Genomic DNA, 25,630 nt, shown 5'->3' with positions numbered 1-25,630 from the left:
GTTCCCCGCGCCCCTGGTTGCCTCTCCCCGGCCCCTTGCGACAGCCCGCTCCCTACAAAACCCGACCCGTACCCGAGGAACTCGGTCCTCTCAAGGACGGCCAGGAGAAGCACCCAGGGGCCCGGTCCCTCACCGGGGGACTACCGATGTGCCGAACACCGTTGTCCCTCGGCCGCGCGCCGAGTGGGGCTGAGCGCGCAGTTCCCCGCGCCCCTGGTTGCCTCTCCCCGGCCCCTTGCGACAGCCCGCTCCCTACAAAACCCGACCCGTACCCGAGGAACTCGGTCCTCTCAAGGACGGCCAGGAGAAGCACCCAGGGGCCCGGTCCCTCACCGGGGGACTACCGATGTGCCGAACACCGTTGTCCCTCGGCCGCGCGCCGAGTGGGGCTGAGCGCGCAGTTCCCCGCGCCCCTGGTTGCCTGCCCCCAGCCCCTTGCGACAGCCCGGTCCCTGCAAACCGACCCCGTACCCGAGGGACCCAGTCCTCTCAAGGACCACCAGAACAAGCACCCAGGGGCGCGGGGAACTGCGCCACAAGCCACACTCCGGCACGCGGCCGGACGACAACAGCACATGGCACACGGGCAATCCCCGGCGGCGGGCCCCTCGGGGGTGGGCCGGTCCCGCAGTGAGCAGACTGCCGCAAGGGGCTCGGGAGAAGCACCCAGGGGCGCGGGGAACTGCGCCACAAGCCACACCCCGGCACACGGCCGAACGACAACAGCACATGGCACACGGGCAATCCCCGGCGGCGGGCCCCTCGGGGGTGGGCCGGTCCCGCAGTGAGCGGACTGTGGCAAGGGGCTCGGGAGAAGCAGCCAGGGGCGCGGGGAACTGCGCGACAAGCCACACTCCGGCGCGCGGCCGGACGACAACGGCGCATGGCACACGGGTGGTCACCCGGCAGCCCCGGCGACGGGTGAGCGGCAGTTGGGGGCGGCAGCAGGGGCGGGGGGAGCTGCCCCGGGAGCTGCCCGCCGACGGGGCCCGCGGCCCCTAGCGTGGAGGTCCCGATGCGGATCCCGCCCCACCCTTCTCCTGGAGGCCACGCGATGCCCTCGACCGCTCCCACTGCCTCTGCCGCTCCGGGGGCCGGACCCCTCGGCGGATTCGATCGCCAGGCCGCCAGGGAACCGGAGCGCACGGCGCTCGTGGACGGCGAGCGCCGGATGACGTACGGCCGGCTCGCCCTCGCGGTGGCGCTGCGCTCCGACGGAACGCCCGGCCCGGGGGCCGGGAGCGAAGTGTCGCGGTTCGACCGGGTGGTCGAGGCGCTCGCCGGGCTGCGGAACGGGGGCGACGCGGCCGAGGGGCTGCGGGAGCTGCTGCCCGCGCTCTCCGCGGGGGCGACCGTGGACCTCGGGGACGTCCCGGCGGACGAGGAGCCGGTGCCGCTGTCGTACGCCCAGCGCAGGCTCTGGCTCATCAACCGGCTTGAGGGCCCCTCGGCGACGTACAACCTGCCGCTGGTGGTCCGGCTGGACACGGTGCCGGACCGTACCGCGCTGGAGGCCGCGCTCGGCGATGTGCTGGAGCGGCACGAGGCGCTGCGTACGCTGCATCCGGCCGATGCCGCCGGGGAGCCCCGTCAGCAGGTGCTGGACCGGCCGTGCCCCGAGTTCACGGTGGTCGAGTGCCCGCCGGAGGAGACGGCCCGCGAAGTGGCCCGTTTCACCGCGGGGACCTTCGACCCGGAGCGGGAACTGCCTCTGCGGACGGCGCTGTTCGTGCCGGGGGACGGTTCCGCCGTCCTGGTGCTGCTCGCTCATCACATCGCCGCCGACGGCTGGTCGGTGGGCCCGCTGCTGCGGGATCTGGGGACGGCCTACGACGCGCGGCGCGCGGGGACCGGGCCCGGCTGGGAGCCGCTGCCGGTCCAGTACGCCGACTACACGCTCTGGCAGCGGGAGCTGCTGGCGGACGATACGGCGCTCGCCGCCTACTGGCGGGAGGCGCTCGACGGGCTGCCGCCGCTGCTCGACCTGCCCGCCGACCGGCCGCGGCCGGCCGTGCCGAGCGGCCGGGCGCGGACCCTGCGGGCCCGGCTGGACGCCTCGGCGCACGCCGGGCTGGCGGAGCTGGCCGCCGGGGCGGACGCCAGTCTGCTGATGGTGGCGCGGGCCGCGCTCGGTACGGCGCTCGACGCCTGCGGTGCCGGGCCGGACGCGGCGGTCGGCACGCCGGTCGCGGGGCGTTCGGACGAGGCCCTGGACGAGTTGGTCGGCTTCTTCGTGAACTCCCTGGTGCTGCGGGCCGATGTCGCCGGACCGGCGGGTCCCCGGGAGCTGGTGGCCCGGGCCCGGGACGCGGCGCTCGGCGCCTATGCGCATCAGGAGCTGCCGTTCGACCGGCTGGTGGAGCTGCTCAACCCGCGCCGGGCGCCGGGGGCGAACCCGCTGTTCCAGGTGACCCTTGCGGTGCAGGAGGCGGCGGGCCCGGAGGCGGCGGAGGTGCGGATCGGTTCCGTGCTGCGCGGCCGGTACGAGGAGCCGGGGCTGGACGCGGCGAAGTTCGACCTCGCGGTCACCTGTGTCGCCGGGCCGGGGCATAGCGGTCTGGAGCTGTGGTGGACCTATGCCGAGGACCTGTTCGACGAGCCCACGGCCCGGCTGCTGCTCGATGTGTACGTACGCGCCCTGGCCCGGTTCGCCGGGGGCGGGGACGCTGCGGTGGAGCCGGGCGGGCTGCTGTCGGCGGCCGAGCGGGAGTTCCTGGCCGCCCGGCCCGCCAGGACCGGGGCCGCCCCGGAGGCGGCCGCGGACGGGGCCGCCGCGGACCCGGAGACGGTGGCCGCGCTCCAGCGGGTGTTCGCCGAGATCACCCGGCGCGGGCCGGTGGGCCCGGACGACAACTTCTTCGCCGTCGGCGGCCATTCGATGGCGGGCGTACGGCTGGTGAACCGGGTGCGGTCGCTGCTGGGCGTGGAGCTGCGGCTGCGGGACCTGTTCCTGGCGCCCACCCCGGCCCGGCTGGCCGCCCGGATCGCCGCCGGCGGCGCCGCCGGGCCGGGGACCGCCGGGGCACGGGAGACCGCCGCCCGGCCGGTCCTGGCCCCGGTGCCCGCCGCCGGACGTCCCCGGCGGCTGCCGCTGTCGTACGCCCAGCGCAGGCTCTGGTTCACCGGCCAGCTGGAGGGCGCGGGGCGCTCGTACAACATCCCGTTCGTCCTGCGGCTGGACCGGCCGCTGGATCCCGCGGTCCTGGCCGACGCGCTCGCCGACACCGCCGCGCGGCACGAGGTGCTGCGTACGGTCTACCGGGCCGACGACGGGGAGCCCTACCAGGAGGTGCTGGAATCGGTCCGGCCGGTGCTGGAGGTGGTGCGGACCGGCCCCGGGGAGGAGGAGGCCGCCGTCGACGCGGCCGCCGGGCACGTCTTCGACCTGGCCGCCGAGATCCCGTTCCGCGCCCGGCTGCTGGAGACCGGCGGCGGGCAGATCCTCGTTCTGCTGGTGCACCACATCGCCGCGGACGGCTGGTCCTCGGGTCCGCTGCTGGCCGATCTCGCCACCGCGTACACGGCCCGGCTCGGCGGGGCGGCCCCCGGGTGGGATCCGCTGCCGGTGCAGTACGCCGACTACACCCTCTGGGAGCGGGAGCTGCTGGCGGGTCCGGCGGCGGCGGAGCAGCCGGCGTACTGGCGGGAGCGGCTGGCGGGAGCACCGCCCGTCCTCGAACTCGTCCCGGCGCGGACCCGGCCCGCGGAGGCCACGCACCGGGGCTCGGCGGCCCCCGTCCCGGCCCTGGACGCAGCCGTCCACGCCGCCCTGGAACGGCTGGCCCTGGCGCACGGCGCGACCCTGCTGATGGTGGCCCAGGCGGCGCTGGCGGCGGTGCTGACCCGGCACGGGGCGGGCACCGACCTGCCGCTGGGCACGGTGGTCGCGGGCCGGGACGACCAGGCGCTGGACGAGTTGGTCGGCTTCTTCGTCAATACGCTGGTGCTGCGGACCGACACGGGCGGCAACCCCTCCTTCGGGGAGCTGCTGGACCGGGTCCGGGAGACGGACCTCGCGGCCTTCGCGCACCAGCAGCTCCCGTTCGACCTGGTGGTGGAGGAGCTGAACCCGGTGCGGTCGGCGGCCCACCATCCGCTGGTGCAGGTGATGGTGCAGGTGCATCCGGCGGAGCCGGTGTCCGTGGCGGATTCGCCGCTGTCCGGCACCCCGCTGCCCGCCGCCTCGGGTTTCACCAAGTTCGACCTGACGCTGGCGCTGCGCGAGACCCGGGACGCCGCCGGGGCCCCGGCGGGTCTGGAGGGCGTCCTGGAGTACGCACTGGACCTCTTCGACGCGGACACCGCCGCGCAGCTGGCCGCCCATACGGCACGGCTGCTGCGGGTGGTGGCCGGGGCGCCGGACACCCGGATCGGGGAGGTGCCGCTGCTGTCGGCGGACGAGTCCCGGCGGCTGCTGGTGGAGTACAACGCGACGGCGGTGCCCCGTTCGCTGCCGGGGCTGGTGCACGAGCGGTTCGAGGAGCAGGTCCGCCGTACTCCGCTGGCGGTCGCGGTCCGGTACGGGGACGAGGCCCTCACCTTCGCGGAGCTGAACCGGCGGGCGAACGCGCTGGCCCACCGGCTGATCGGCGCGGGGACGGCGCCGCACGGCGCGGTCGGGCTGCTGCTGGACCGTACGCCGCACCTGCTGGTGGCGGCGCTGGCCGCGCTGAAGTGCGGGGCCGCGTACGTACCGCTGGACCCGCGGCTGCCGGACACCCGGATCGCCATGATCATGGAGGACAGCGGGGCGAGCGTGCTCGTCACCGAGGAGGCGTACGCCGCCGCCGAACCGGTCGCGCGGCAGGTCGCCGCGGGCGTCCGGGTGCTGTCGGCGGACACCCCGGTACCGGGTGCCCGGAGCACCGATCCGCGGGTGGCGGTCGGCGAGGACGCCCTGATGTACGTGATGTTCACCTCGGGCTCCACCGGCCGGCCGAAGGGCGTCGGGGTCACCCACCGCAATGTGGTGGAGCTGATCACCGACCGCTGCTGGGACCACCGCAACCACCGGCGGATGCTGGTGCATTCGGCGATCGGCTTCGACGCCTCGACGTACGAGCTGTGGGTGCCGCTGCTGAACGGCGGGGAGCTGGTGTTCGCGCCCGGGTCGGGGACGGACCTCGCGGAGCTGGACGAGACGATCCGCGCCCACGGGGTGACCGCCGCCTACTTCACCATGGGCCTGTTCCACATCATGGCCGACGAGGGGCTGGACACCCTGAAGCTGCTCGACGAGGTGTGGACCGGCGGGGACGTGGCGTCCCCGGCCGCCCTCCAGCGGGTGCTGGACCACTGCCCGGACACGGTCCTGGTGCACAGCTACGGCCCCACCGAGACCACGTTCGCCTCGCACCACCAGCGGCTGGACACGGAGTGCCGGGTGCTGCCGGGCGTGTTCCTCGGCGCCGCGCTGGACAACACCCGGGTGTACGTCCTGGACGAGGCGCTGCGGCCGGTTCCGGTGGGGGTCCCCGGGGAGATGTATCTGGCGGGCACCCAGGTGGCCCGCGGCTATCTGGGCCGGCCCGGGCTGACGGCGGAGCGGTTCGTGGCCGACCCGTTCGCCGGCGACGGCGGCCGGATGTACCGTACGGGCGATCTCGTGCACTGGACGGCAGGCGGCGAACTGCGCTTCCTGGGCCGGGCGGACGGCCAGGTCAAGCTCCGCGGCTTCCGGATCGAGCCCGGTGAGATCGAGGAGACGCTGGCGCGGCATCCCGACGTCGGCCGGGCCGCGGTGGTCGTCGTCGACGACGGGCCGGGCGGCAAACGGCTGGTGGCCTACGCGGTGCCGCGCGCCGGGCGGACCCCGACGGAGCAGGGGCTGCTGCGCTGGGCGGCCGCCGAACTCCCGGAGCACATGGTGCCGTCGGCACTGATGCTGCTGGACGACATCCCGCTGACCGTGAACGGCAAACCGGACCGCGGGGCGCTGCCCGCGCCCGCTCCGGCCGCCACCCCCTCGGGGCGGCCGCCGCGAACACCGCGCGAGGAGATCCTCTGCGGGCTGTTCGAGGACGTCCTCGGGGTGACGGGTGTCGGCATCGACGACAGTTTCTTCGCCCTCGGCGGCCATTCGCTGCTCGGGGTGAAGCTGGTGAGCCGGACGCGGACCGCGCTCGGCCTGGAGCTGGGCGTCCGGGACCTGTTCCGCACGCCGACGGTCGCGGGGCTGCTCGCGGACGAACCGTCGGGCTTCGACCCGATGGGCGTCCTGCTGCCGCTCCAGCCCGGCGGCACCCGGCGTCCGCTGTTCGCGCTGCACCCCGGCACCGGGGTCGGCTGGACGTATGTGGGGCTGGCCCGGCATCTGGGCCCGGACCAGCCGCTGTACGCGATCCAGGCCAGGGTCCTGGCGGAGCCGGGGCACCATCCGGAGTCGGTCGAGGAGATGGCCCGCGAGTATCTGGAGCACATCCGGCGGATCCAGCCGCAGGGCCCGTACCGCTTCCTCGGCTGGTCGTTCGGCGGCACCCTGGCCCATGCGCTGGCGGTGATGCTGGCGGAGCAGGGCGAGGAGACCGAGCTGCTGGCGATGATGGACGTCCATCTGCAGCCGACCGAACCCGTACGGCGCCGGATGACCCCGGCGGAGAAGCGGGAGATGCTGGTCGGCGACGCGACCGACGTGCCCGACGACGCCCCCTTCGACGTCGAGGGGCTGATCGGGCTGGTCCGGGAGACCGATCCGGTCCTGGGCGCCTTCTCCGACGACGAGATCCGTTCGGTGATCGACGCCTCCATCGACCATGCGGAAATCGTGAAAATCTATGCGCCCCGCCCGGTGAAGACACGGATGCTGTTCTTCGCGGCCCGGGGAGAGGGCGCCCCCGAGAGCACTCTTTCACAATCCTGGATTCCCTATGTCGACGGCACCGTCGAACAGCACACCATCGGGGTCATCCACACCAGGATGGGCGAGCCCGAACCCCTGGAAAAAATCGGCCTTATCCTTTCCGACGCTTTGAGGAGCCTGTCATGACGAACTCCACCAACCCTTTCGACGACCCCGAGGGCATCTTCCACGTGGTGGTCAACGACGAGGGGCAGCACGCCCTGTGGCCGGTCTTCGCGGACATCCCCGCAGGCTGGGACGGGGTTTGGGGGCCGGGCCCGAGGGACGGGGCGCTGAAGTACGTGGAGGCCAACTGGACCGACATCCGGCCGAAGAGCCTGCTTGCCCAGTACGCCTGACCGGGCTCCGCCCACCTTTTCCCCAAGACCGCCGGCCGCGGTCCGGACACACTCCGGACCGCGGCCCTTCCGCATGCCCAGGCGAATGCAACCCGATATTTCGGGCGCCTCCTCCGCTCTTCTCGCGACCTCGCCGACCCGATTTCGTCGTTCCCTTCCGGCGTTCTCTTTCTGCGCCTATTCTGCCGCCTGCAACTTCCCCTTCCCGAACCGTATCGTCCCTATATTTTCGGCATGCGACGACGGAGTTTGACGATACTGCTGACCGGTACCGCATCGGATTCCCACACCTGGAATCTGGTCTACCTCCGGCTCTTCCTGGAGGAGCGCGGCCACCGGGTGAGGTGCCTGGGGCCGTGTGTGCCCGACGAACTGCTCCTGGCGGCGTGCACGGAGTCGGCGCCCGAGCTGGTCGTCATCAGCAGCGTCAACGGTCACGGCTACCGTGACGCGCTCTCCGCCGTCCGGTCCCTGCGCTCCGCCGGGCTGGGCGTGCCGGTGGTTGTGGGGGGCAAGCTCGGTGTCGCGGGCCGGACCGATCCGGTGCAGCGGGCGCTGCTGCTGGAGGCGGGCTGCGACGCGGTCTTCGACGACGGGGACGTGGAAGCGCTGCGGGCGTTCGCGGCGGACCTCGCCGCCACCGCCCGGCCGGCTCTGCCCGTGGTTCCCCGGGCCGTGGCATGAGACCCGGCGGCACGCTCCTCACCGCCCCGGAGGGCCGCAGGAACGGCGGCGGCCGGGACCCGGGGGCCGCGGAGTCGTTCGGCGGGTTCGTCGCCCGGGCCGCCCGGGCCGGCCGGCTCGTGGTCCAGCCGCGGATGGGATTCTCCGACCCTGCCCGGATGCGCACGGGACTGGCCGTCACCCGGTCCGCCGCGGCGGTCACCGTCGGCACGCTCACCATCGACAGCTACACCCGGGTCGGCGATCATGCCGGGGCCCGGGCCGCCGTCGCCGAGGGCGCCCGGCTCAACGGCTATCCGATCACCGCCCACTCCGCCGAGCGGACCCGGGCCGTGCTCGACGGCATCGCGGGTCCGGCGTTCCCGGTGCAGGTGCGGCACGGTTCGTCCCGGCCCGGGGCCATTGTCCGGGCGCTCGCCGCGGCCGGTCTGCACGCGACCGAGGGCGGCCCCGTCTCGTACTGCCTGCCCTACGGGCGCACCCCGCTCGCCGATTCGGTGGAGAACTGGGCGCGGGCCTGCGAACTCCTCACGGAGCTGGTGCCCGCCCCGGACCTGCCGCACCTGGAGAGCTTCGGCGGCTGCATGCTCGGCCAGCTCTGCCCGCCCGGGCTGCTGGTGGCGCTCAGTCTGCTGGAGGGCCTCTTCTTCACCCGTCACGGCATCCGCAGCGTCTCCCTCAGCTACGCCCAGCAGACCGACCCCGCCCAGGACGCCGAAGCCGTCCGGGCCCTGAACCGGCTGGCCGCGGAGTTCCTGCCGCCGGACACCGACCGGCATGTGGTCCTCTACACCTATATGGGGGTGTATCCGCGGACCGAACGCGGCGCGACCCTGCTGCTGGAGGCCTCCGCACGGCTCGCGGTACGGGCCGGCGCCCAGCGGCTGATCGTGAAGACGGCCGCGGAGGCGCACCGGATTCCGACGGTACGGGAGAACCTGCGGGCGCTGGAGACCGCCGCGGCGGCCGCGGATCTCGCCACGCGCGCCCGGCCCCGGGCCCGGGCCGTCCCCGACCCTGCCGGGGCCGAGGACGGCGACAGCGCCGTCTACCGCGAGGCACGGGCCTTCGTGGAGGCCGTCCTCGACCTCGGCGACGACCTCGGGCGGGCGCTGCGGACCGCCTTTGCCCGGGGCGTACTGGACGTGCCGTACTGCCTGCACCCCGACAACGCGGGCCGCAGCCGCAGTTTTCTGGACTCCGCCGGGCGGCTGCGGTGGGCGGAGACCGGCGGCATGCCGGTACCGCCCGGCACGGCACCGGACGGTGCCCGTACCCCGCTGACCTCCGACGGGCTGCTGGCCGCGCTGTACGGCGTCGCGACCCGTTACGACATCCCGGCACCGGGCGGCCGGATCCTCTCCGCCGCCCCCTCGCCTTCCTGAACCCCCCGCCACCGATCGTCTGGAGTCGACCGTCATGGAACCCGCCCGCGCATCCGCCCCCGTCCTTCCGCCGCTCGGTGACCATCTGGCTTCGCCGAGGCTGCGGTCCGCGATGCTCGTCCAGCAGGAGGCGCTGTACGCGGCGCGCGAGTTCCTGCGCGGCGAGGGCTTCACCGAACTGCTGCCCCCGCTGATCGGCCCGGTCACCGACCCCGGCGGCCGGGGCGCGAAGGCCCTCGACGTCGACTACTACGGGCAGAAGTACAAGCTGATGACCAGCGCGATCCTCTACAAGCAGGCGTCGCTTCAGGGCTTCCCGCGGCTGTTCTACATCGCCCCGAACATCCGGGTGGAGCCGCCGGAGACCGCCGGAACGGGCCGCCATCTGGTGGAGTTCCACCAGATCGACGTGGAGATCGCGGGCGCGAGCCGCGCGGACGCGCAGGCGGTCGCCGCCGGGCTGCTGACCCGGGTGGTGGAGCACGTCTGGACCGCCGTGCCCGGCGTGCTGCGGGAACTCGGCCGCGACGAGGCCGACTTCGCCGAGCTGCGGGCCGGGAAGTTCGACCGCTGCACCCACGAGGAGGCGGTAGCCCGGCTGGCGGCCCTCGGTCATGCGCAGAGCCCGGACGCGGAGATCGACTGGGAGGCGGAGCGGATCCTGTCGCTGGACGCCGGGCACCCGTTCTTCGTCGACGACTATCCGAAGGGCTCCCGCGGCTTCTACGACCGGGAGGACCCGGAACGCCCCGGTGTGCTGCGGAACTTCGACCTCATCGCGCACGGCGGCTACGGCGAACTGGTCAGCGGCAGCGAGCGCGAGGCCGACTACGCGACGATCGTCACCCGGATGCGGGAGAGCGGCGAGAACCCGGCGAAGTACGCCTGGTATCTGGACGTGGCGCGCCGCGGACTCTCCCCCAGCGCGGGCTTCGGCATGGGACTCCAGCGGCTGGTCCGCTTCCTGACCGGGCTGGACGCCCTGTGGCAGGTCAGCGCCTATCCGAAGCTGCCGGGGGTGATGACGCCGTGAGTACGGGCACGGTGACGGCGGCCGGTTTTCCCGAGGAGGCGGTACGGGCCCGGGCCCGGCACGGCGCCGCGGAGGTCTTCCCGCCGTCCGGGGAGTACGGGACGGGCCTGTTCGGCGCGGGGGCCGCGGGCGGACCGGATGCTCCGGCCCCGGGATCCGGCGGGGTGCGGCCGGCGGACGCGCCCCGGGGCGGCGGGCCGCCGGACGCGCTGGACGCACTGCGTCCCGCGCCGCCGGTGTTCATGCCCCGGCGGCTGGAGAAGCTCATCGCCCTGGGCCGGGAACCCGGCCACGACGACGTCGAACTGCGCTCCGTGATCGGCGGTTTCGACTCCGCGCTGCCGGTGTACCTCTCGGCGTTCGGGTCGACCCGGGCCGGCAGCGGTGATCTCGCGGTGGCGGCGGCCCGCCAGGCGGCGCGGCTCGGGATGCCCATGGTCGTCGGGGAGAACACCGTGCCCGTCCACGGCTACCGCTCGGTGCTCCTCGCCCGGATCGAAGCCTATGCGGAAGCGGTGGGCGACGGCCCCGGCGGCGTGGTGGTGCAGCAGTCCACCGAGGACGCCGACTCGGAGGTGTGGAACCTCCTCTACAGCGATCCGGCGGTACGGGAGCTGAGGGACTCGGGCCGGCTCGGCTTCGAGCTGAAGACCGGTCAGGGCGCCAAACCCGGTCTCGGCGGAATGACGGTGGTCGGCGCCGCGGAAGCCGAACGGCTCTCCGCCGCGGGGCTGTTCACGCTCGGCGCGGAGCTGGGCCCGGACGGTTCCCGGCTGCGCTGTGCCACCCCGGGAACGTTCACCGAGGAGATCCTCCGCCAGCAGATCCGCTTCATGCGGAACAACTTCCCGCTCGCCGGGGTGTGGGTGAAGTTCCACCCGGGCCGGGACATCGGCACGGCGGCGGCGACGGCCTGGGCCGCCGGGGCGGACGCGGTGACCGTGGACGGCGCCGAGGGCGGTACGGGCTGGGCGCCCCGGGTCTTCCTGGACGGTGTGGGGCTGCCGCTGGCCGACTGCCTCGGCCTGGTCGACCGGCCCGAGGGGGCGAGCCTGCTGGCCTCCGGCCGGATGTGGGAGGGCGGCCGGGCGGTCCGGGCCCTGGCGCTCGGCGCCACGGCCGTCGGTCTGGGCCGGGCCGCGCTGCTGGCCGTGGACGAGGACCGGGAACACGGTCTGGAACGGCTGGTGGAGGCCCTCGCCCTGGAGTTGAGGCTGCTCCTCCACGCCCTGGGCCAGTACCGGCCCGGGGACCTGACCCGGGCGGACCTGTGGCCGCCGCCGGCGGCGGACCGGCCCGTGCCCGCCGCGGCGGCGGGGGGTGGGCGGCCGTGATCCCGCCGGGGCACGATCCGGGCGCCGGGTCCGGGAGTACGGGACCGTCGCGGACTCCGCCGCCGGTGGGCCGCTCCGCCCGGGACGGCGGACCGGCCGGGCCGGGGCGGGGATCCGCGGCGGACATCACGGTACGGCGGCCGCCGCCCGGCGGCACCCGCAGGCCCGCGCGGCGGGACGGTCCCGCTTCCGGCAGCCGCGGGGCGCGGCCCCGGTCGGCCGGGCAGCGCCGTACGGTACGGGCCCGGTTCCTGCCCGACGCTTCGCTGCCCGTGCTGACCGTGGTGCCGAAGACCCCGGCCGCCACGGCCCGGGCCGCCGGACGGGCCGCCGCGCGGCGGCTCGCACACACCGGACGGGCCCATGTCGGCGGCCTTCTGGAGCTGCTGGTGCTCGGCGCGCCCGCCGGTCCCGCGCCGCCCGCCGGGGCCGCCGAGCGGGCCGCCGTCCGTGCCGTCACCGCCGCCTTTCCCCCATCAGCCACCAACCGGAGGACCGCACCATGACCGTGACCGAGACGGACCCGCCCGCGGAGTCCGCCGCAGTGCCCTGGGGCCGGGTCGGCGCGCTCGTCGGCGGACAGGCCGCGGTGCAGCTCGGCAGCTTCGCCCTGCTGATCGCGATGAACTGGACGGCCGTACAGCTCGGCGGCGCCAAGGCGGTCACCCTGCTGATGCTGGCCGCGACCGTGCCGCGGGCCCTGATGCTCGTCTTCGGCGGGGCCACGGCCGATGTCCTCGGGCCCCGGTTCGTCCTGCTGCGTACCACCTCCGCCCGCGCCGGCCTGCTCGCCGTCGGTGCCGTGGTCACCGCCACCACCCACACCCTGTGGCCCCTGGTGGTGATCGCCCTGCTGGAGGGCATTCTGCTGGGGCTGGCCAGTCCGGCGTCCGGGATGCTGCTGCCCTCGTTCGCCCGCGGCGACCAGCTCGCCCGCGCCAACTCGGCATACTCGATGGTGCTCCGGGTCGCGCCCGTGCTCGGCGCCCCCGTGGGGGCCTGGCTGATCACCGTGGGCGAGCTGTGGGTGGCGATGCTGGCCGCCGCCGCGACCGGAGTGGTCTGGCTGGGCTGTCTGCTGTTCATCACCCGGGGCTTCACCCGGCCCGCCCGGCAGGCGGGCGGCCGGTCGCTGCTGCGGCGCTCCGGCGACGGCTTCCGGCTGCTGGCCCGGTACCCCCGGCTGCGCTGGATGTTCATCACCTCCCTCTGCCTGGACATGGCGTTCAGCTGGCCGGTCGAGGTGGCCCTGCCGCTGCTCGTCCATCAGCGGGGCTGGGGCGTCGGGGCGGTGGCCATGGTGCTCGCGGCGTTCAGCCTCGGCGCGCTGGCCTCCAGCGCGCTGGGCGCGGCGTTCGCGCACCGCATTCCGGTGTTCTTCCGGCTGGTGGTGACCAGCGCGGGCCTTGCGGCCGGCATCACGCTGATGGCGCTGATGGGCTCGCCGGGGTCGCTGACCGCGGTGGCCGCGGCTGTCGGCCTGCTGTCGGGTCTCAACGGCCCGGCGATCGTCACGCTGTATCAGCAGGCGGCGCCGGAGGGCCGGATGGGGGCGGCGATGTCGACCCTCGCCCTCGCCGGAATCGGTGCCGCGCCGCTGTCGATCGCCCTGTTCAGCTCGTTGTCGCTGGTGCTCGGGGTGGAGCGGACCTGGCTGCTGTGCGGGGCGATCGCGGCCGTCTCACCGGTCACGGCGATTCTCGCGCTGCGGTCACGCCCGCCGGCCGCGGACCCCGGCGAACCCGGGGCGGGCGGGGACGGCACCGGGTCTCCGGGACCGGCGCCTTCGGTGAAGGACTCCTCGGAGGCTCTCGCCGTACCACCCGTACCACCCGTACCGGCCTCCGACCACGACGGCCGCGACGGCGTTCCTCCGGGGGCCGGATCCGGACGCCCGGTAACCACTGCCCCGGTACCGGCCGGGGTCCCGGCGGACGCCGCCGGCCGCGAGCTGCCGCCCGGAGGAGCACCGCACCCGGCCGGCGAACCCGTCCCCCTTCCCACCTGATCCGCGCCCGCGCCCTGCGACGCGGGCGAATCCCCCTGCGAACTGGAGGCACCCCATGGCAGCGCCGGTCATCGGACAACTGCTGGTCCCCCGCCGGCTCTCCGGCTCCGGACCGGGTACCCCGGCCGTCCCGGCCCCGGCGGGGCCGGGGCTGTGGCTCGTGGACACCACCGAGTACCGGGCGTACGCGGCCGGGCAGGCCCCCGGCACCCTCGACACCCTGGAGCTGGCCCGCGCCGCGGAGTTCGTGCGCGCGGCCGACCGCGACGGCTATGTGTGCGCCCATGTGGCGCTGCGCAGGCTGCTGGGCGCGTATCTGGGGATGCCCGCGCGTGATGTGGTCGTCGAACGGGCCCCGTGCGCCCACTGCGACGAACCGCACGGCAGACCCGTCGTACCCGGCGGCGCCCTGCACTTCTCCCTCTCGCACTGCGACGGGCTGAGCCTGCTGGCGTTCGCGGTGACCCCGGTCGGGGTGGACGTGGAGCCGGTGCCCGACGCCGCGGCGGTCGCCGAGACCCTCGATGTACTGCACCCGAGGGAGGCCGCCGAGCTTGCGGCGCTGCCCGCCGGGGAGCGCCCCGCGGCGTTCACCCGGGTATGGACCCGTAAGGAGGCCTACCTGAAGGGAACGGGCGTGGGCCTCGCCGCCGACCCGTCCGCCGACTATGTGGGCGCGGGCCCGATGCCCTGGTCGCCACCTGGCTGGCGCCTCGGCGACGTCCTGGCACCCGAGGGCCACCATGCCGCCCTCGCCCTGGCACTGCCGGATCCACCGGACGACCGGTGACCCCGGACACCCGGTGACCCCGGAGGAGACGGCGACCGGCACGGGCGTGTGCCGGTCGCCCGGAGGCTAAGGTGTGCGGCCATGACCGGCTCCACGCGGCTTCCGCTGCTCTTCCTCGATGTCGACGGCCCTCTGATCCCCTTCGGTGCGGAACCCGGTTCCTACCCGGTGTATCCGACGGGCACCGATCCGCGCGGCGGCGCCGTGACCCCGCTCCTCGGCCGGCTCGACCCCCGGCACGGCAGCCGGCTGGCCGCGCTTCCGTGCGAGCTGGTCTGGGCCACCACCTGGGAGGACGACGCGAACCAGTGCCTCGCCCCGCTGCTGGGCCTGCCGCCGCTGGACGTGGTCGCGTGGCCGGAGCCGTCCGAACTCGACGACCAGGACGAACGCGACGGGCTGCACTGGAAGACCCGTACCCTCGTCGGACGTGCGGCGGGGCGGCCGTTCGTCTGGGCCGACGACGAGATCACCGGCACGGACCGGGCCTGGGTCGCCGCCCACCACCCGGGGCGGGCACTGCTCCACCGCGTCGACGCCCGCCGTGGACTCACCGACGCCGACTACGAGGCGATCGGCGCATGGCTGCGGGGGCCGGCGGGGGCGTAGGAGACCGGTCGGGGGCGCGCCGGTCGTGGGCGCCCATCGCACGCGAACGGCCGGTGCGACCCGGAGAGTTGCCCGGGTGCACCGGCCGTCGCGCGTACGTATCGTCACCGTGGTTTCGAGCCCGCCGCCCGGCGGCTCATGCCCCGGTGTTCAGCCCTCCCCGCCCACCCTCGACTCGACCTCGGACGGTCCGTCGGGGGACGGCCCGTCGGGGGACTCGGCAATCCACTCGCCGAGCTGTTCGAGCGTGGTCGACGGGTCCGCGACCAGCGTGTTGAGAGCGTCCTCCTGGAGGACGGCCGTGGCCACAGCCGGACAGCGGTAACAGGCGGAGACCCCGCTCTGCTGCCACCACTGACACCGGCCGCGGAGATGACACCGTGGGACCGACCGGCCCTCACCGGCCGCCGGGAGCACGCCCACCCGCTCCACGAGCGTGCAGTCGTTGCCCCGCCGGTGGACGCAGGCGGACACGCAGTGCGTGGCGAACCTCAGCACCCGGGTCGGTGCGATGCCCTCCGGCACGGCCCCGAGCACCTCGGCGGCCGGTACCGGCCGCTCCAGGTAGACAACCCTGCCGTCCTCGCCGGAGCGCACGCCCAGCACCTGGGATTCGGGCCGGTCCGCGGGCCCGCTCGGACACCAGGTGACCGGCGGCTGTTCGGCGGACGCCGCCGGGCCGGTCTCCTCGACGGCGGTACGTTCGGCGGTCCGCGCCGCTCCCACGGTGTCCACGGATCAGGCCTCGACCGCTTCGGGGGCCTTCTGGCCGAACGGGTCACTGCTGATGACGACGCCGGACTGAGCTGCCAGCTCCACCGCCTTCGCCAGGTGCTCGTGCAGTTGCCCGACGGAGCCGATGCGCTCGGCCGCGGGTGCGGCGCTCGCCGCCGGTGCGGCCGCGCCGATGGCTATCCCCGCGGCGAACACCGCCGCGGCGCCGCCCACTGCCAACCGGTTCTTCTTCATAGGCACTCCCGGTGCACGGGGCGCAGTCACGGCCTCTCCGGAGCTGTCGCCCGGCACGAAGGTAGAGCCGCGGAGCAGGTACCGGCGGCAGTCCCGGCGGCAGTTGGCGGTTTCCGGCGTACCGGTGGCCGGTCCCCGCTCACTCCTCGGCGAGCGGTTCCCGGAACCTTGCCGCCAGTTCGCTGCGCGAGCGGATACCGAATTTGGCGTAGACGTTCGTCAGGTGGTACTGGACGGTCTTGACGGAGATGAACAGTTCCAGCGCCGTCTGCTGGTTGGTGGCACCGGCGGCCACCAGTCCGGCCACGGCCCGCTCCTGCGGGGTGAGGCGTGCCAGGCCGCCGGGGGTGGTCCGGGGCGCGTGCACTCCGCCCGCCTGGAGTTCCCGTTCGCAGCGCTCCACATAGGCGCGGGCGCCCAGGGCGGCGTAGGCGTCGCGGGCGTTCTTCAGTACGGTGTCGGCCTCCCGGCGCTTACCCGCACGGCGCAGCGTCTGCCCGTAGGCGAAGCCGACCCGGGCCCGGTCGTACGGCAGGGGCAGCCGGTCGAGCCGGGCGAGGGCCCGTTCGAACTGCTCGCGGGCGCCGTCGATATCGCCCCGGGCGGCGGTCAGCCGGCCGCGGGCGAGTCCGAGACGGGCGAGGGCGGAGCGGCGGCCGCGGCGGGCGGCGAGTTCTTCGTGGGGGGTGAGGAAGGCGTCCGCCTCGTCCACCCGGCCGGTCAGGGCGAGGGCGTTGGCGTAGACATCGGCCCAGGGCCAGAAGCCGGGTTCGTCGACGGAGTCCCGGTCGGGGAGGCGGAGTACCGGGGTCAGCGCCTCGACGACCCGTTCGTAGTCGCCGCGGGCCTCGGCGACATGGGCGCGGGCCAGACAGGACGGGACCAGCATCACCTCGTAGTGGTGCCGGTCGGCGGCGGCCTCGGCCAGATGCCGGTCGGCGGCCTCCCCGTCGCCGCGGAGGGCGTGGATCTGGGCCGCGGTCCAGTGGACCAGGGGGCGGACCGGTTCGATACCGGATTCGGCGAGCCGGGCGGCGGCCCGCTGGGCGGTCTCCAGCGCTTCCGGCCAGGCGCCGAGGGCGAACTGGGTGCGGGCCAGCCAGCCCTGGGCCCAGAGGGATATCCGGGTGGAGCCCATGCGGTAGCCGGTGGGTACGGCGGCCTCCAGCCGGCGGCGGGCGGCCTCGGGCTGGTCGAGTGCGAGGTCCACCCAGCCGCGGCCGAGGTGGAAGCGCTGGGGCTGGGCGCCGCCCGGTGGCAGGGCGGCGGCGGCCGCTTCGTAGGCGGCGAGCGCTTCCTCGGGGCGGCCCGCGGCGGCCAGGCCGAGGCCGAGGACGGCCCGCGACTCGACGGCGGACGGATCGTGGGGATCGGCCAGCTCGACCGCGCGCCGCGCCCAGTCGACCAGGGCGGGGCCGTCCCAGCGGCCGAGGGCGTGCAGCACGCGGCGCTGGCAGATCCTGGCCATGAGATCGCGGTGGCGCTCGGGGTCGCAGCGCCGCCACGCCTGGGTGAGGAAGGCGTCGGCCTCGGCGGGCCGCCCGCGCATGATGGCGAGATAGCCGAGGACGACGCCGCGCCGGGTGTCGGCCGGGAAGCTCTCCAGCTCGGCGGCGAACGCGGTGGCGCGCGGTACGTCCCCGGCGCCGATCATGGCGTCGACGGCGCGCAGCAGCCGGTCCTCGCGGTCGGCCCGGCCGGGGCTGAGCCGTCCGGCGTGGACCAGGGCGTCGGCGACCGCGGACCAGGCGCCCGCGGAGGCGCGTTCGGTGGCGTGGCGGTCGAGTTCGGCGGCGAGGTCCGCGTCGGTCGTGGTGGCGGCGGCGACGCGGTGGAGCAGTGCGCGGCCCGGGTCGCCGGTGAGCCGGGCGGCGCGGGCGTGCAGTTCGGCCCGGCGGGTCAGGCCGATGCCGGTGAGGACGGCGGCGCGGACGAGGGGGTGGGTGAAGGCCAGCAGGGCGCGCCCGGGGTCGACGGCGGCGGTCAGCAGTCCGGCGGCGCGGGCCTCGTCGACGGCGGGCAGCGGATCACCGGTACGGGCGAGCGCGGCGGCCTCGGCGAGCGGGGCGTCGTCCCCGAGGACGGCGCAGGCCTCCACGAGGGCCCGGGCGGCGGCGGAGCAGCGGGCGAGGCGCCGGTGGACAGCGGCGGTGCGGCGGGCGGGGGCGGGAAGGTCGCCGTGGGGGTCCTGCCAGGTGTCGGGGGGCAGCTCCCGCAGGAGCTGCCCGGCGTCGCGCGGGTTGCCCCGGGTGTGGCGGTGGAGCCGCCGGGCGGCGGGCGGGTCGAGTGCGATGCCCGCGGTTTCGCGGGCCAGGGTGCGCAGCTCCTGCGGGGTGAGGGGGCCGGGCCGCACGGTGTGCTCGCGGCAGTGGTCGAGGACCTCCAGGGCGGCCAGGGCGGTCGGTTCCGGGGTGTCGTCCGGGCCGTCCGGGCCTTCGGGACCGTACGAGACGTACGACTCGTACGCCTCGGACAGCTCCCGCGGGTCGTCCCGGGCGACGAGCAGGACGAGGATCCGTCCGGTGATCGTCCGGCGGAGCGCGGAGCTGATGGCGCGCAGGCTGTCGGGGTCGGCCCAGTGGGCGTCGTCGACGACCACGACGAGCGGTTCGCGCTCCTGGCGGGCGGCCCACCGGCGGTGGAGGAGGTCCGCGGCGCCGAGGACGTCGGTGGGCAGGGCGGACTCCCGGCCCGGGCCGCCGCAGGTGCCGGTGCCTGTGGCCGTGTCCCCGTTGGTGCCGGTGCGACTGCGGCCATCGGTGCCGCTGGTGCTACTGGTGCCGGGGCTGTCCATGGGGCTGCCGGGGGCGCGCAGCAGCCGGTGGGCGATGCCCAGCGGTACGCCGGCCTCCCAGGGGACGCCGCTGACGCGCAGCACGGCGGGCGGTTCCTGTCCCGCGGGTTCGGCCCGGGTGCGCAGCACGTGCTCGACGAGGGTGGTCTTGCCGATTCCGGCGGGGCCCTCGACCAGGACCGTGGTGGGCTGCCCGGCGCGGGCGGCCCGGACCGCGCGGGCCAGCGCGGCTATCTCACCGGCCCGCCCGATCGGGCTCCCGTAAGCCTCGGGACGGTCGTTCATGTTCCGGACGCTAGCAGCCCGCCGCGCCGGCCCCCGGTGGCGGGCGCCGCGAGGGCCCGCGGCCGGGCGGTGCCCGGACCTGCACCGGGTTCCGCCGGGAGCCGTCCGGCGCCCCTTCCCGCGCGGGACCGGCCCGGCGGGCGGTCCGGTACGGGGCCGGGGCCCTCCCGGCGCACCCGGACGCCCGGCCCGGCCCTCTCCGCCCGGCGCGAGCCGGTCAGCCCGGGTCGCCGCCGGAGACCGGGAGGATCGTGCCGGTGATGTACGACGCCTCGTCGGAGGCGAGGAAGCAGACGGCCGCCGCCTGCTCCTCCACCGTGCCGTACCGCTTCAGGAGGGTGGAGTCCACCGTCTGGTCGACGATCTGCCGGTACCACTCCCGCTCCTGGTCGGTGCCGGGGGCCGGGCCCCTGGCCACCCGCCGGGGCGGGGCGTCGGTGCCGCCCGCCGCGGCGGCGACGATCCGGATTCCGTGCGGTGCCGCCTCCATCGCCAGGGACGCGGTCAGCGCGTTGACGCCGCCCTTGGCCGCCGAGTACGGGATGCGGTTGATGCCGCGTGTGGCGATGGAGGAGACGTTGACGACGGTGCCGGAGCGCCGGGCGATCAGATGCGGCAGCACCGCCCGGGTGGTCCAGAGGGTGGTGAAGAGGGAGCGCCGGATCTCCGCCTCGATCTCGTCGGGCGCGTAGTGCTCGAAGGGCTTGGCCAGGATGGTGCCGCCGACGTTGTTGACGAGGACGTCGATCCGGCCGCCCAGGTGTTCCAGCGCTCCGGCGACCGCCTTCTCCGCGCCCTCGTAGGTCTCCAGATCGGCGAGGACCGCCCCGGCCCCGAGGCCGTCGGCCGCTTCGCGGACGGTCCCGGAGCGGTCGACGAGGACGACGTCGGCCCCTTCGGCGGTGAGCCGCCGGGCGACGGCCAGTCCGATGCCCTGCGCGGCACCGGTGACGACGGCCTTGCGGCCCGCGAAGCGTTCGGGGTGGACGCTCATGCCGCGGCCGCCTGCTCGCGTACGGCGGCGGGCGTGAACTTCTCGTAGTGGAAGCCCGCCGGGGGCGTACCGAGCGCCGTGATGTGTCCGCGTACCGCCTCCACCATGGCGGGCGGTCCGCAGAGGTAGACGTCGCTGTCGCCGCCGTGCAGGGTGCCGGTGTCCATCAGCCCGGTGACATAGCCCTTGTTGCGGGCGGTGCTCGCCGGGTCGGCGACGCAGTGGTCGAAGCTGAAGGAGGGGATGGCTTCCGCGTACCGCTCCAGGGTGTCGAGGTGGACGAGGTCCGCGTCGGTGGTGACGCCGTAGAGCAGCCTCACCGGCTGTGCCACGGGGCCCCGGGCGAGATGGTCGAGCATCGAGAGCAGCGGGGCGAGGCCGGTGCCGCCCGCCAGCAGCAGCGCCGGGCGGTCCAGGCGGCGGAGGTAGAAGCCGCCCAGCGGGCCGGTGAACTCCAGCCGGTCGCCGGGGCGGGCCCGTTCGGTGAGATAGCCGGACATCGCGCCGCCGGGCACGATCCGCACCAGGAAGGACGCCTGCCCCCGGGCGGGTGCCGAGCTGAAGGAGTAGGAGCGGGATTCGCCGGTGCCGGGGACGGCGATGTTCACGTACTGGCCCGGCAGGAAGTCCAGGGCACCGCGGTCGTCGATGTCGAGGACCAGTTCCGTGGTGGTGGCGGAGAGGTGCTCGACGGCGGCGACGGTGGCGGTGTGCGCGGCCGGCCCGGTCTTCGCGGCGGCGGATGTGGACGGGATCCGCAGGACGAGGTCGCTCTGCGGGGTCATCTGGCAGGGCAGGCAGTAGCCGAGTGCGGCCTCCTCCTCGGTCAGCGCCTCGTCGATGTAGTCGCCGCCGTCGTACGTGCCCGCGTCGCAGCGGGACTTGCAGGTGCCGCAGGCGCCGTCGCGGCAGTCCAGCGGGATGTTGATACGGGCCTTGTACGAGGCTTCGGCGACGGTTTCGCCGGGTCGGCACTCCACGAAGCGGGTGATGCCGTCCTCGAAGTTCAGGGCGACCTGGAAGGACATGCTGGGGCTCATTTCCAGACGGGTTCCGGGCGGGCGGTGACCGGTACGGACGTGTCGTACGCGTCGGATGTGCCCGGCGCGTCGGACATGCCGGATGTGCCGGACGCGTCAGACGTGGTAGATGTCGACGACGTGGTGCACGTAGTCGTTCTTCAGGACGACCTTCTTGCGGAGGATCAGGGGCTCGGCGCCGGAGAGGTCGAGTGTGCAGAAGGTGGTGCCGAAGTAGGTGTCGACGCTCTGGTAGCGGTAGTAGAGCGTGAACCAGTTGAACCGGACGTCGGCGGTGTCGCCGTCGCGGGCCGTGATCTCGACATCGGTGATGTTGTGGCCGGTGCGCGGCTCGGGCAGGCTGGTGGCGCTGGAGCGGTCGGTGCGGATCCGGAAGACGCGGTCCTCCAGACCGGCCCGGCTGGGGTAGTAGACGAGGGAGATCTCCCGCTGCGGGTCGGTGGTGAGCCCGTCGTCGTCCGCCCAGGCCGGCATCCAGAACTCGGCGTCGGGGTGGTAGCACTCCAGCCACCGCTCGAACTCGCGGTCGTCGAGGTGGCGGGCCTCGCGGTAGAGGAACTGCCGGATCCGCTCCAGGGTGAGCAGCGTCTCCACGGTCATGCCGCCGGCGGCCGAACCGTTCGTTGCGGCGCCGTACGCCGTGATGGTGCTGTTCGCCGTCGTCACTTCGCCGCCTCCGCGTCCAGTGCCTTGCTCAGGGTGGAGCGCCAGTAGCCGTGCTGTACGGGGTAGAGGCCCTCGTCCTCGACCCGCACGCCGCTCGCCAGCGGGTTGATGCCGATCTTCTCGGCGTCCTCGTCCGGTCCGTCGATCTGGTGCACCGCGCCGCGGCTGAGGTCGTTCCAGGGGGCGGAGCCCGCCAGATAGGTCTTCTGGCAGGAGCGGAACTCCTCCAGGTCGTCGGGCGTCGCCATGCCCGTCGCGTTGAAGAAGTCTTCGTACTGGCGGATACGCCGGGCCCGGTCCTCGGCGGGCTCGCCCTTGGGGGCGATGCAGTAGATGGTGACCTCGGTCCGGTCGACGGAGATCGGCCGGAAGTGCCGGATCTGCGAGCTGAACTGGTCCATCAGATAGACATTGGGGTAGAGGCAGAGATTGCGGGAGACACCGATCATCCAGTCGGCCTTCTCCGCGCCGAACTCGGCCGCCAGTTCGTCGCGCCGCTCGTACAGCGGCCGGTTGGACGGGTCGAGCCATTTGGTCCAGAGCAGCAGATGGCCGTGGTCGAAGGAGTAGAAGCCGCCCTTCTGCTTCGACCAGCCTCCCGCGTCCATGGTCTTCGTCTCGTTCCTGGACTCGCCGGAGGTGCGGCGGGCCTGGGTGGCCGCGTAGTTCCAGTGGGTGGCGGAGACGTGGTAGCCGTCGGCGCCGTTCTCCGCCTGGAGCTTCCAGTTGCCGTCGAAGTGGTACGTCGACGAGCCGCGCAGCACCTCCAGGCCCTCCGGGGACTGGTCGACGACCATGTCGATGACTACGGCCGCGTCGCCGAGGTGCTCCCGCAGCGGTTTGACGTCCGCGTTGAGGCTGCCGAAGAGGAAGCCGCGGTAGCTCTCGAAGCGGGCGACCCGGGTCAGGTCGTGCGAGCCGTCGGTGTTGAACTGTTCGGGGTAGCCGGCCTCCCGCGGGTCCTTCACCTTCAGCAGCTTGCCGTTGTTGCTGAAAGTCCAGCCGTGGAACGGGCAGGTGAAGGTGGTGCGGTTGTCGGTCTTGCGGCGGCAGAGCATGGCGCCCCGGTGGCTGCACGCGTTGACCAGGCAGTGGAGTTCGCCCTGCTTGTCGCGGGAGATCACCACCGGCTGCCGGCCGATATAGGTCGTGAAGTAGTCGCCGATGCCGGGGATCTGGCTCTCGTGGGCGAGATAGACCCAGTTCCCCTCGAAGATGTGCGCCATCTCCAGCTCGAACAGCTCCTCGTCCGTGAAGACGCTCCGCCGCACCCGGTAGACCCCGGTGTCCGGGTCCTCCTGGAGGGCGTCGTCGAGGAGGGTGCGCGCTCGGCTGCGGTCCTCGGTCATGGCCGCCCCTTTCACCTCTGGGCAGGGCCGCCTCTGCGGCGGCTTCGTTGCCGTTGCTTTTCAGCACGATGACAGCGGGGTGAAGTTTCGGGCCCCGGGCATTCCCCCAGGGTTGACCCAGGGGGGTATTGATATCGGAGGCGTCCTAATAGCCTGCGGATACATATTTGCGGGCCGCCGGACGGGCTTCCTACGCTGATGGCCTGTCGAGGGCCCGAAACCCCGGAACACCGGAGAAACCGATGCCCGGTGCCCGGATACCCGGATACCCGGATATCCGGGACCGGATGCAAATCCGGGACCGGATGCCGGAACCAGCCGGGCAACCGGAAGAGAAGAAAGCGGCCCCGATGGAACTGAGAACACTTCGCTATTTTGCAGCCGTCGCCGAGACCTGTCATTTCGGGAGGGCCGCGGAGAAGCTGCATATGGCGCAGCCCCCGCTCTCCCAGGCGATCCGGAGGCTGGAGGCGGAGCTGGGTGTCGAGCTGTTCACCCGGACCACCCGGCAGGTCGCGCTGACCGGTGCCGGAGAGGTCTTCCGTACCGATGTGGAGCGCATCCTCGGGGCCGTCGACGAGGCGGTCACCCGGGTCGGGCGTTTCGCGTCCGGGGTGGAGGGGGTGCTGCGGCTCGGTCTGACCGGCTCCGCCTCGTACCGCCGGCTGCCGGCCCTGGCGAAGCTGCTGAAACACGCGATGCCGCACGTGGTGACGGAGGTGCACACCGATATGCTCACGCCCGCCCAGGAGACGGCGCTGCTCGAACGGCGCCTCGACATCGGGGTGCTGCGCCCGCCGCTGCGCCGGGAGGGCCTCGCGCACCGGGCGCTGGCGGACGAGCCGCTGCTCGTCGCAGTACCCGAGGACCACTGGCTGGCCGGGGCGGGCCGGGTCCGCTTCGGGCAGCTCCGCCACGAGGATTTCATCGTCTACGGGGCCGCCCTGGGCTCCGTCGTCGGGGATGCCGTCGGCCGGGCCTGCCGGGACGCGGGCTTCCTGCCGCACCGCGCCTACGAGGTCGCCGAGACCTCCGCGGCCCTGGCGCTGGTCGCGGCCGGGCTGGGCGTGGCCGTCCTGCCGGATTCGGTGCGCTCCGCGCCCCGGGAGGGCGTGCGGTACGAGGAGATCGAGGACGCCCCGTACGTACCGCTGGCCCTGGCCTGGCGGGCGGACGACACCTCACCGCTGCTGCGGAACGTACTTCGGGTGCTGGAGCGGCACGGCGTGTTCCCGGAGCCCGCGGCGGACCGGGAGCCCTCGGCGGCTCCGGGATCCCCCGTCTCCCGCCCGCTCACCGATCGCCCGCTTACCGACCGCCCGACCGGGCGGACCCCGCCCCGTACCGAAGGAGAAGCGTGAAGATCGTGGCGGTGGAGGCCGTGCCCTTCGCCATTCCCTATACGAAGCCGCTGGCGTTCGCGAGCGGCGAGGTGCGCACCGCCGACCATGTCCTGGTGCGGATCCACACCGACGACGGGCTCACCGGCACCGCCGAGGCCCCGCCCCGCCCGTACACCTACGGCGAGACCCAGGAGTCGATCGTCGCGGTGATCGGCAAGGTGTTCGCCCCGCAGCTCCTGGGCCGTACCGCACTGGACCGCGAGGCCGTCCACGCCGTACTCGACCGGACCGTCGGCAACCCGGCCGCCAAGGCAGCCCTGGACATGGCCCTCTGGGACATCCTCGGCCAGGCGGCCGGCCTCTCGGTCTCCGGGCTGCTCGGCGGTTACACGGACCGGATGCGGGTCTCCCACATGGTCGGCTTCGCACCCGCCGACGAGATGGTCGCGGAGGCGGAGCGGATCCGGGACACGTACGGCATCACCACCTTCAAGGTGAAGGTAGGCCGGGAGCCGTACCGCCGGGACGTGGCCGCCTGCCGGGCGCTGCGCGAGGCCCTCGGCCCGGATGCGGAGCTGTACATCGACGGCAACCGCGGCTGGTCCGCCTCGGACGCGGCGCGGGTGCTGGAGGAGACCGCCGATCTCGGGCTGCTCTTCGCGGAGGAGCTGTGCCCCGCCGACGACGTGCTGGGGCGGCGGCGGCTGGTCGCCCGCAGTCCGCTGCCGTTCATCGCCGACGAGAGCGCCACCCGCCCGGCCGAGGTGACGCGCGAGCTGCTCGGCGGCTCCGCCACGGCCATCAGCATCAAGACCGCCCGGACCGGGTTCACCGGCTCCCAGCGGGTGCTGCACCTCTGCGAGGGCCTGGGCACCGAGGTGGTGATGGGCAATCAGATCGACGGCCAGATCGGCACCCTGTGCACGGTGGCCTTCGGCGCCGCCCACCGCTCCTCGTCCCGGTACGCGGGCGAACTCTCCAACTTCCTCGACATGTCCGACGATCTGCTCGCCGAGCCGCTCACCATCGAGTCCGGGACGCTGCGCGTCCGTGAGGGCGCCGGGCTCGGCATCGGCATCGACCCGGAGAAGCTGGCCCGCTACCGGCAGGACCGCTGACGGCCGCCGCCCCCCTCTCTCTTTCCTTCCTC

19 protein-coding genes are annotated in these 25,630 nt (G+C 74.2%); 12 read left to right on the top strand and 7 right to left on the bottom strand.

The annotated features are described in order from the left end of the window. The first annotated feature begins 1,054 nt into the window (after positions 1-1,054). The 10 genes from ACWDR0_RS08300 (at position 1,055) to ACWDR0_RS08255 (ending at position 15,040) form a co-directional block, all read left to right on the top strand. Positions 1,055-6,985, top strand: a complete 5,931-nt coding sequence (locus ACWDR0_RS08300) for an amino acid adenylation domain-containing protein (RefSeq protein ID WP_456350856.1) — start codon at positions 1,055-1,057, stop codon at positions 6,983-6,985. Next, positions 6,982-7,197, top strand: coding sequence for an MbtH family protein (locus tag ACWDR0_RS08295; RefSeq protein ID WP_456350855.1), 216 nt, complete (start codon positions 6,982-6,984; stop codon positions 7,195-7,197). Before ACWDR0_RS08300 ends, ACWDR0_RS08295 begins: the two co-directional genes overlap by 4 nt. 249 nt (positions 7,198-7,446) lie before the next feature. Next, complete coding sequence (locus tag ACWDR0_RS08290; protein WP_456350861.1) at positions 7,447-7,881, top strand: cobalamin-dependent protein; 435 nt, start codon at positions 7,447-7,449, stop codon at positions 7,879-7,881. Beyond that, positions 7,878-9,266, top strand: coding sequence for a methylaspartate mutase (locus ACWDR0_RS08285; protein ID WP_456350854.1), 1,389 nt, complete (start codon positions 7,878-7,880; stop codon positions 9,264-9,266). The genes ACWDR0_RS08290 and ACWDR0_RS08285 overlap by 4 nt, the downstream gene beginning before the upstream one ends. Before the next feature lie 34 nt (positions 9,267-9,300). Beyond that, positions 9,301-10,299, top strand: coding sequence for an asparagine synthetase A (locus ACWDR0_RS08280; RefSeq protein ID WP_456350853.1), 999 nt, complete (start codon positions 9,301-9,303; stop codon positions 10,297-10,299). Then, positions 10,296-11,633 (top strand): glutamate synthase-related protein, encoded by a 1,338-nt coding sequence (locus ACWDR0_RS08275; protein ID WP_456350852.1) that lies wholly within the window; start codon positions 10,296-10,298, stop codon positions 11,631-11,633. Before ACWDR0_RS08280 ends, ACWDR0_RS08275 begins: the two co-directional genes overlap by 4 nt. A gap of 65 nt (positions 11,634-11,698) precedes the next feature. Further along, a complete protein-coding gene (locus ACWDR0_RS08270; protein ID WP_456350851.1) occupies positions 11,699-12,139 on the top strand; it encodes a hypothetical protein in 441 nt (146 codons plus the stop codon). Further along, positions 12,136-13,641, top strand: a complete 1,506-nt coding sequence (locus ACWDR0_RS08265) for an MFS transporter (protein WP_456350850.1) — start codon at positions 12,136-12,138, stop codon at positions 13,639-13,641. Before ACWDR0_RS08270 ends, ACWDR0_RS08265 begins: the two co-directional genes overlap by 4 nt. A gap of 55 nt (positions 13,642-13,696) precedes the next feature. Then, entirely contained in the window at positions 13,697-14,431 is a 735-nt protein-coding gene (locus ACWDR0_RS08260; protein WP_456350849.1) for a 4'-phosphopantetheinyl transferase family protein, read from the top strand. A gap of 81 nt (positions 14,432-14,512) precedes the next feature. Then, positions 14,513-15,040 (top strand): HAD domain-containing protein, encoded by a 528-nt coding sequence (locus ACWDR0_RS08255; protein ID WP_456350848.1) that lies wholly within the window; start codon positions 14,513-14,515, stop codon positions 15,038-15,040. 150 nt (positions 15,041-15,190) lie between these two features. Here the strand turns inward: ACWDR0_RS08255 and ACWDR0_RS08250 are convergent, their stop codons facing one another. From ACWDR0_RS08250 to benA, 7 genes are all read right to left on the bottom strand, one after another. After that, positions 15,191-15,775, bottom strand: coding sequence for a hypothetical protein (locus tag ACWDR0_RS08250; protein ID WP_456350847.1), 585 nt, complete (start codon positions 15,773-15,775; stop codon positions 15,191-15,193). Positions 15,776-15,778: 3 nt separating this feature from the next. Then, entirely contained in the window at positions 15,779-16,009 is a 231-nt protein-coding gene (locus ACWDR0_RS08245) for a hypothetical protein (protein WP_456350846.1), read from the bottom strand. A 139-nt stretch (positions 16,010-16,148) separates the two neighbouring features. Beyond that, on the bottom strand, positions 16,149-19,088 hold the full coding sequence (locus ACWDR0_RS08240; RefSeq protein WP_456350845.1) for a helix-turn-helix transcriptional regulator: 2,940 nt from the start codon (positions 19,086-19,088) through the stop codon (positions 16,149-16,151). A gap of 217 nt (positions 19,089-19,305) precedes the next feature. After that, positions 19,306-20,082, bottom strand: a complete 777-nt coding sequence (locus ACWDR0_RS08235; RefSeq protein WP_456350844.1) for a 1,6-dihydroxycyclohexa-2,4-diene-1-carboxylate dehydrogenase — start codon at positions 20,080-20,082, stop codon at positions 19,306-19,308. Next, entirely contained in the window at positions 20,079-21,122 is a 1,044-nt protein-coding gene (gene benC, locus ACWDR0_RS08230; protein ID WP_456350843.1) for a benzoate 1,2-dioxygenase electron transfer component BenC, read from the bottom strand. Before benC ends, ACWDR0_RS08235 begins: the two co-directional genes overlap by 4 nt. Before the next feature lie 96 nt (positions 21,123-21,218). Next, positions 21,219-21,788: a benzoate 1,2-dioxygenase small subunit gene (benB, locus tag ACWDR0_RS08225; protein ID WP_456350842.1), complete on the bottom strand. Its 570-nt coding sequence runs from the start codon at positions 21,786-21,788 to the stop codon at positions 21,219-21,221. Then, on the bottom strand, positions 21,785-23,137 hold the full coding sequence (benA, locus tag ACWDR0_RS08220; RefSeq protein WP_456350841.1) for a benzoate 1,2-dioxygenase large subunit: 1,353 nt from the start codon (positions 23,135-23,137) through the stop codon (positions 21,785-21,787). Before benA ends, benB begins: the two co-directional genes overlap by 4 nt. 350 nt (positions 23,138-23,487) lie before the next feature. Here benA and ACWDR0_RS08215 point away from each other — a divergent pair, with 350 nt between their 5' ends. Both ACWDR0_RS08215 and ACWDR0_RS08210 read left to right on the top strand, forming a co-directional pair. Beyond that, complete coding sequence (locus tag ACWDR0_RS08215; RefSeq protein ID WP_456350840.1) at positions 23,488-24,498, top strand: LysR substrate-binding domain-containing protein; 1,011 nt, start codon at positions 23,488-23,490, stop codon at positions 24,496-24,498. Continuing rightward, positions 24,495-25,598, top strand: coding sequence for a mandelate racemase/muconate lactonizing enzyme family protein (locus ACWDR0_RS08210; RefSeq protein ID WP_456350839.1), 1,104 nt, complete (start codon positions 24,495-24,497; stop codon positions 25,596-25,598). Before ACWDR0_RS08215 ends, ACWDR0_RS08210 begins: the two co-directional genes overlap by 4 nt. Positions 25,599-25,630: the final 32 nt, after the last annotated feature.

It is taken from the genome of Streptomyces sp. NPDC003691, assembly GCF_053981115.1.
This window is presented reverse-complemented; position numbering and strand designations above follow the sequence as displayed.

Excerpts from the sequence above, each read along its gene's own strand:
- ACWDR0_RS08300 (WP_456350856.1), top strand. The coding sequence starts at position 1,055 with ATGCCCTCGACCGCTCCCACTGCCTCTGCCGCTCCGGGGGCCGGACCC.
- ACWDR0_RS08295 (WP_456350855.1), top strand. The coding sequence starts at position 6,982 with ATGACGAACTCCACCAACCCTTTCGACGACCCCGAGGGCATCTTCCAC.
- ACWDR0_RS08285 (WP_456350854.1), top strand. The coding sequence starts at position 7,878 with ATGAGACCCGGCGGCACGCTCCTCACCGCCCCGGAGGGCCGCAGGAAC.
- ACWDR0_RS08280 (WP_456350853.1), top strand. The coding sequence starts at position 9,301 with ATGGAACCCGCCCGCGCATCCGCCCCCGTCCTTCCGCCGCTCGGTGAC.
- ACWDR0_RS08265 (WP_456350850.1), top strand. The coding sequence starts at position 12,136 with ATGACCGTGACCGAGACGGACCCGCCCGCGGAGTCCGCCGCAGTGCCC.
- ACWDR0_RS08260 (WP_456350849.1), top strand. The coding sequence starts at position 13,697 with ATGGCAGCGCCGGTCATCGGACAACTGCTGGTCCCCCGCCGGCTCTCC.
- ACWDR0_RS08255 (WP_456350848.1), top strand. The coding sequence starts at position 14,513 with ATGACCGGCTCCACGCGGCTTCCGCTGCTCTTCCTCGATGTCGACGGC.
- ACWDR0_RS08245 (WP_456350846.1), bottom strand. The coding sequence starts at position 16,009 with ATGAAGAAGAACCGGTTGGCAGTGGGCGGCGCCGCGGCGGTGTTCGCC.
- ACWDR0_RS08240 (WP_456350845.1), bottom strand. The coding sequence starts at position 19,088 with ATGAACGACCGTCCCGAGGCTTACGGGAGCCCGATCGGGCGGGCCGGT.
- ACWDR0_RS08235 (WP_456350844.1), bottom strand. The coding sequence starts at position 20,082 with ATGAGCGTCCACCCCGAACGCTTCGCGGGCCGCAAGGCCGTCGTCACC.
- benC (WP_456350843.1), bottom strand. The coding sequence starts at position 21,122 with ATGAGCCCCAGCATGTCCTTCCAGGTCGCCCTGAACTTCGAGGACGGC.
- benA (WP_456350841.1), bottom strand. The coding sequence starts at position 23,137 with ATGACCGAGGACCGCAGCCGAGCGCGCACCCTCCTCGACGACGCCCTC.
- ACWDR0_RS08215 (WP_456350840.1), top strand. The coding sequence starts at position 23,488 with ATGGAACTGAGAACACTTCGCTATTTTGCAGCCGTCGCCGAGACCTGT.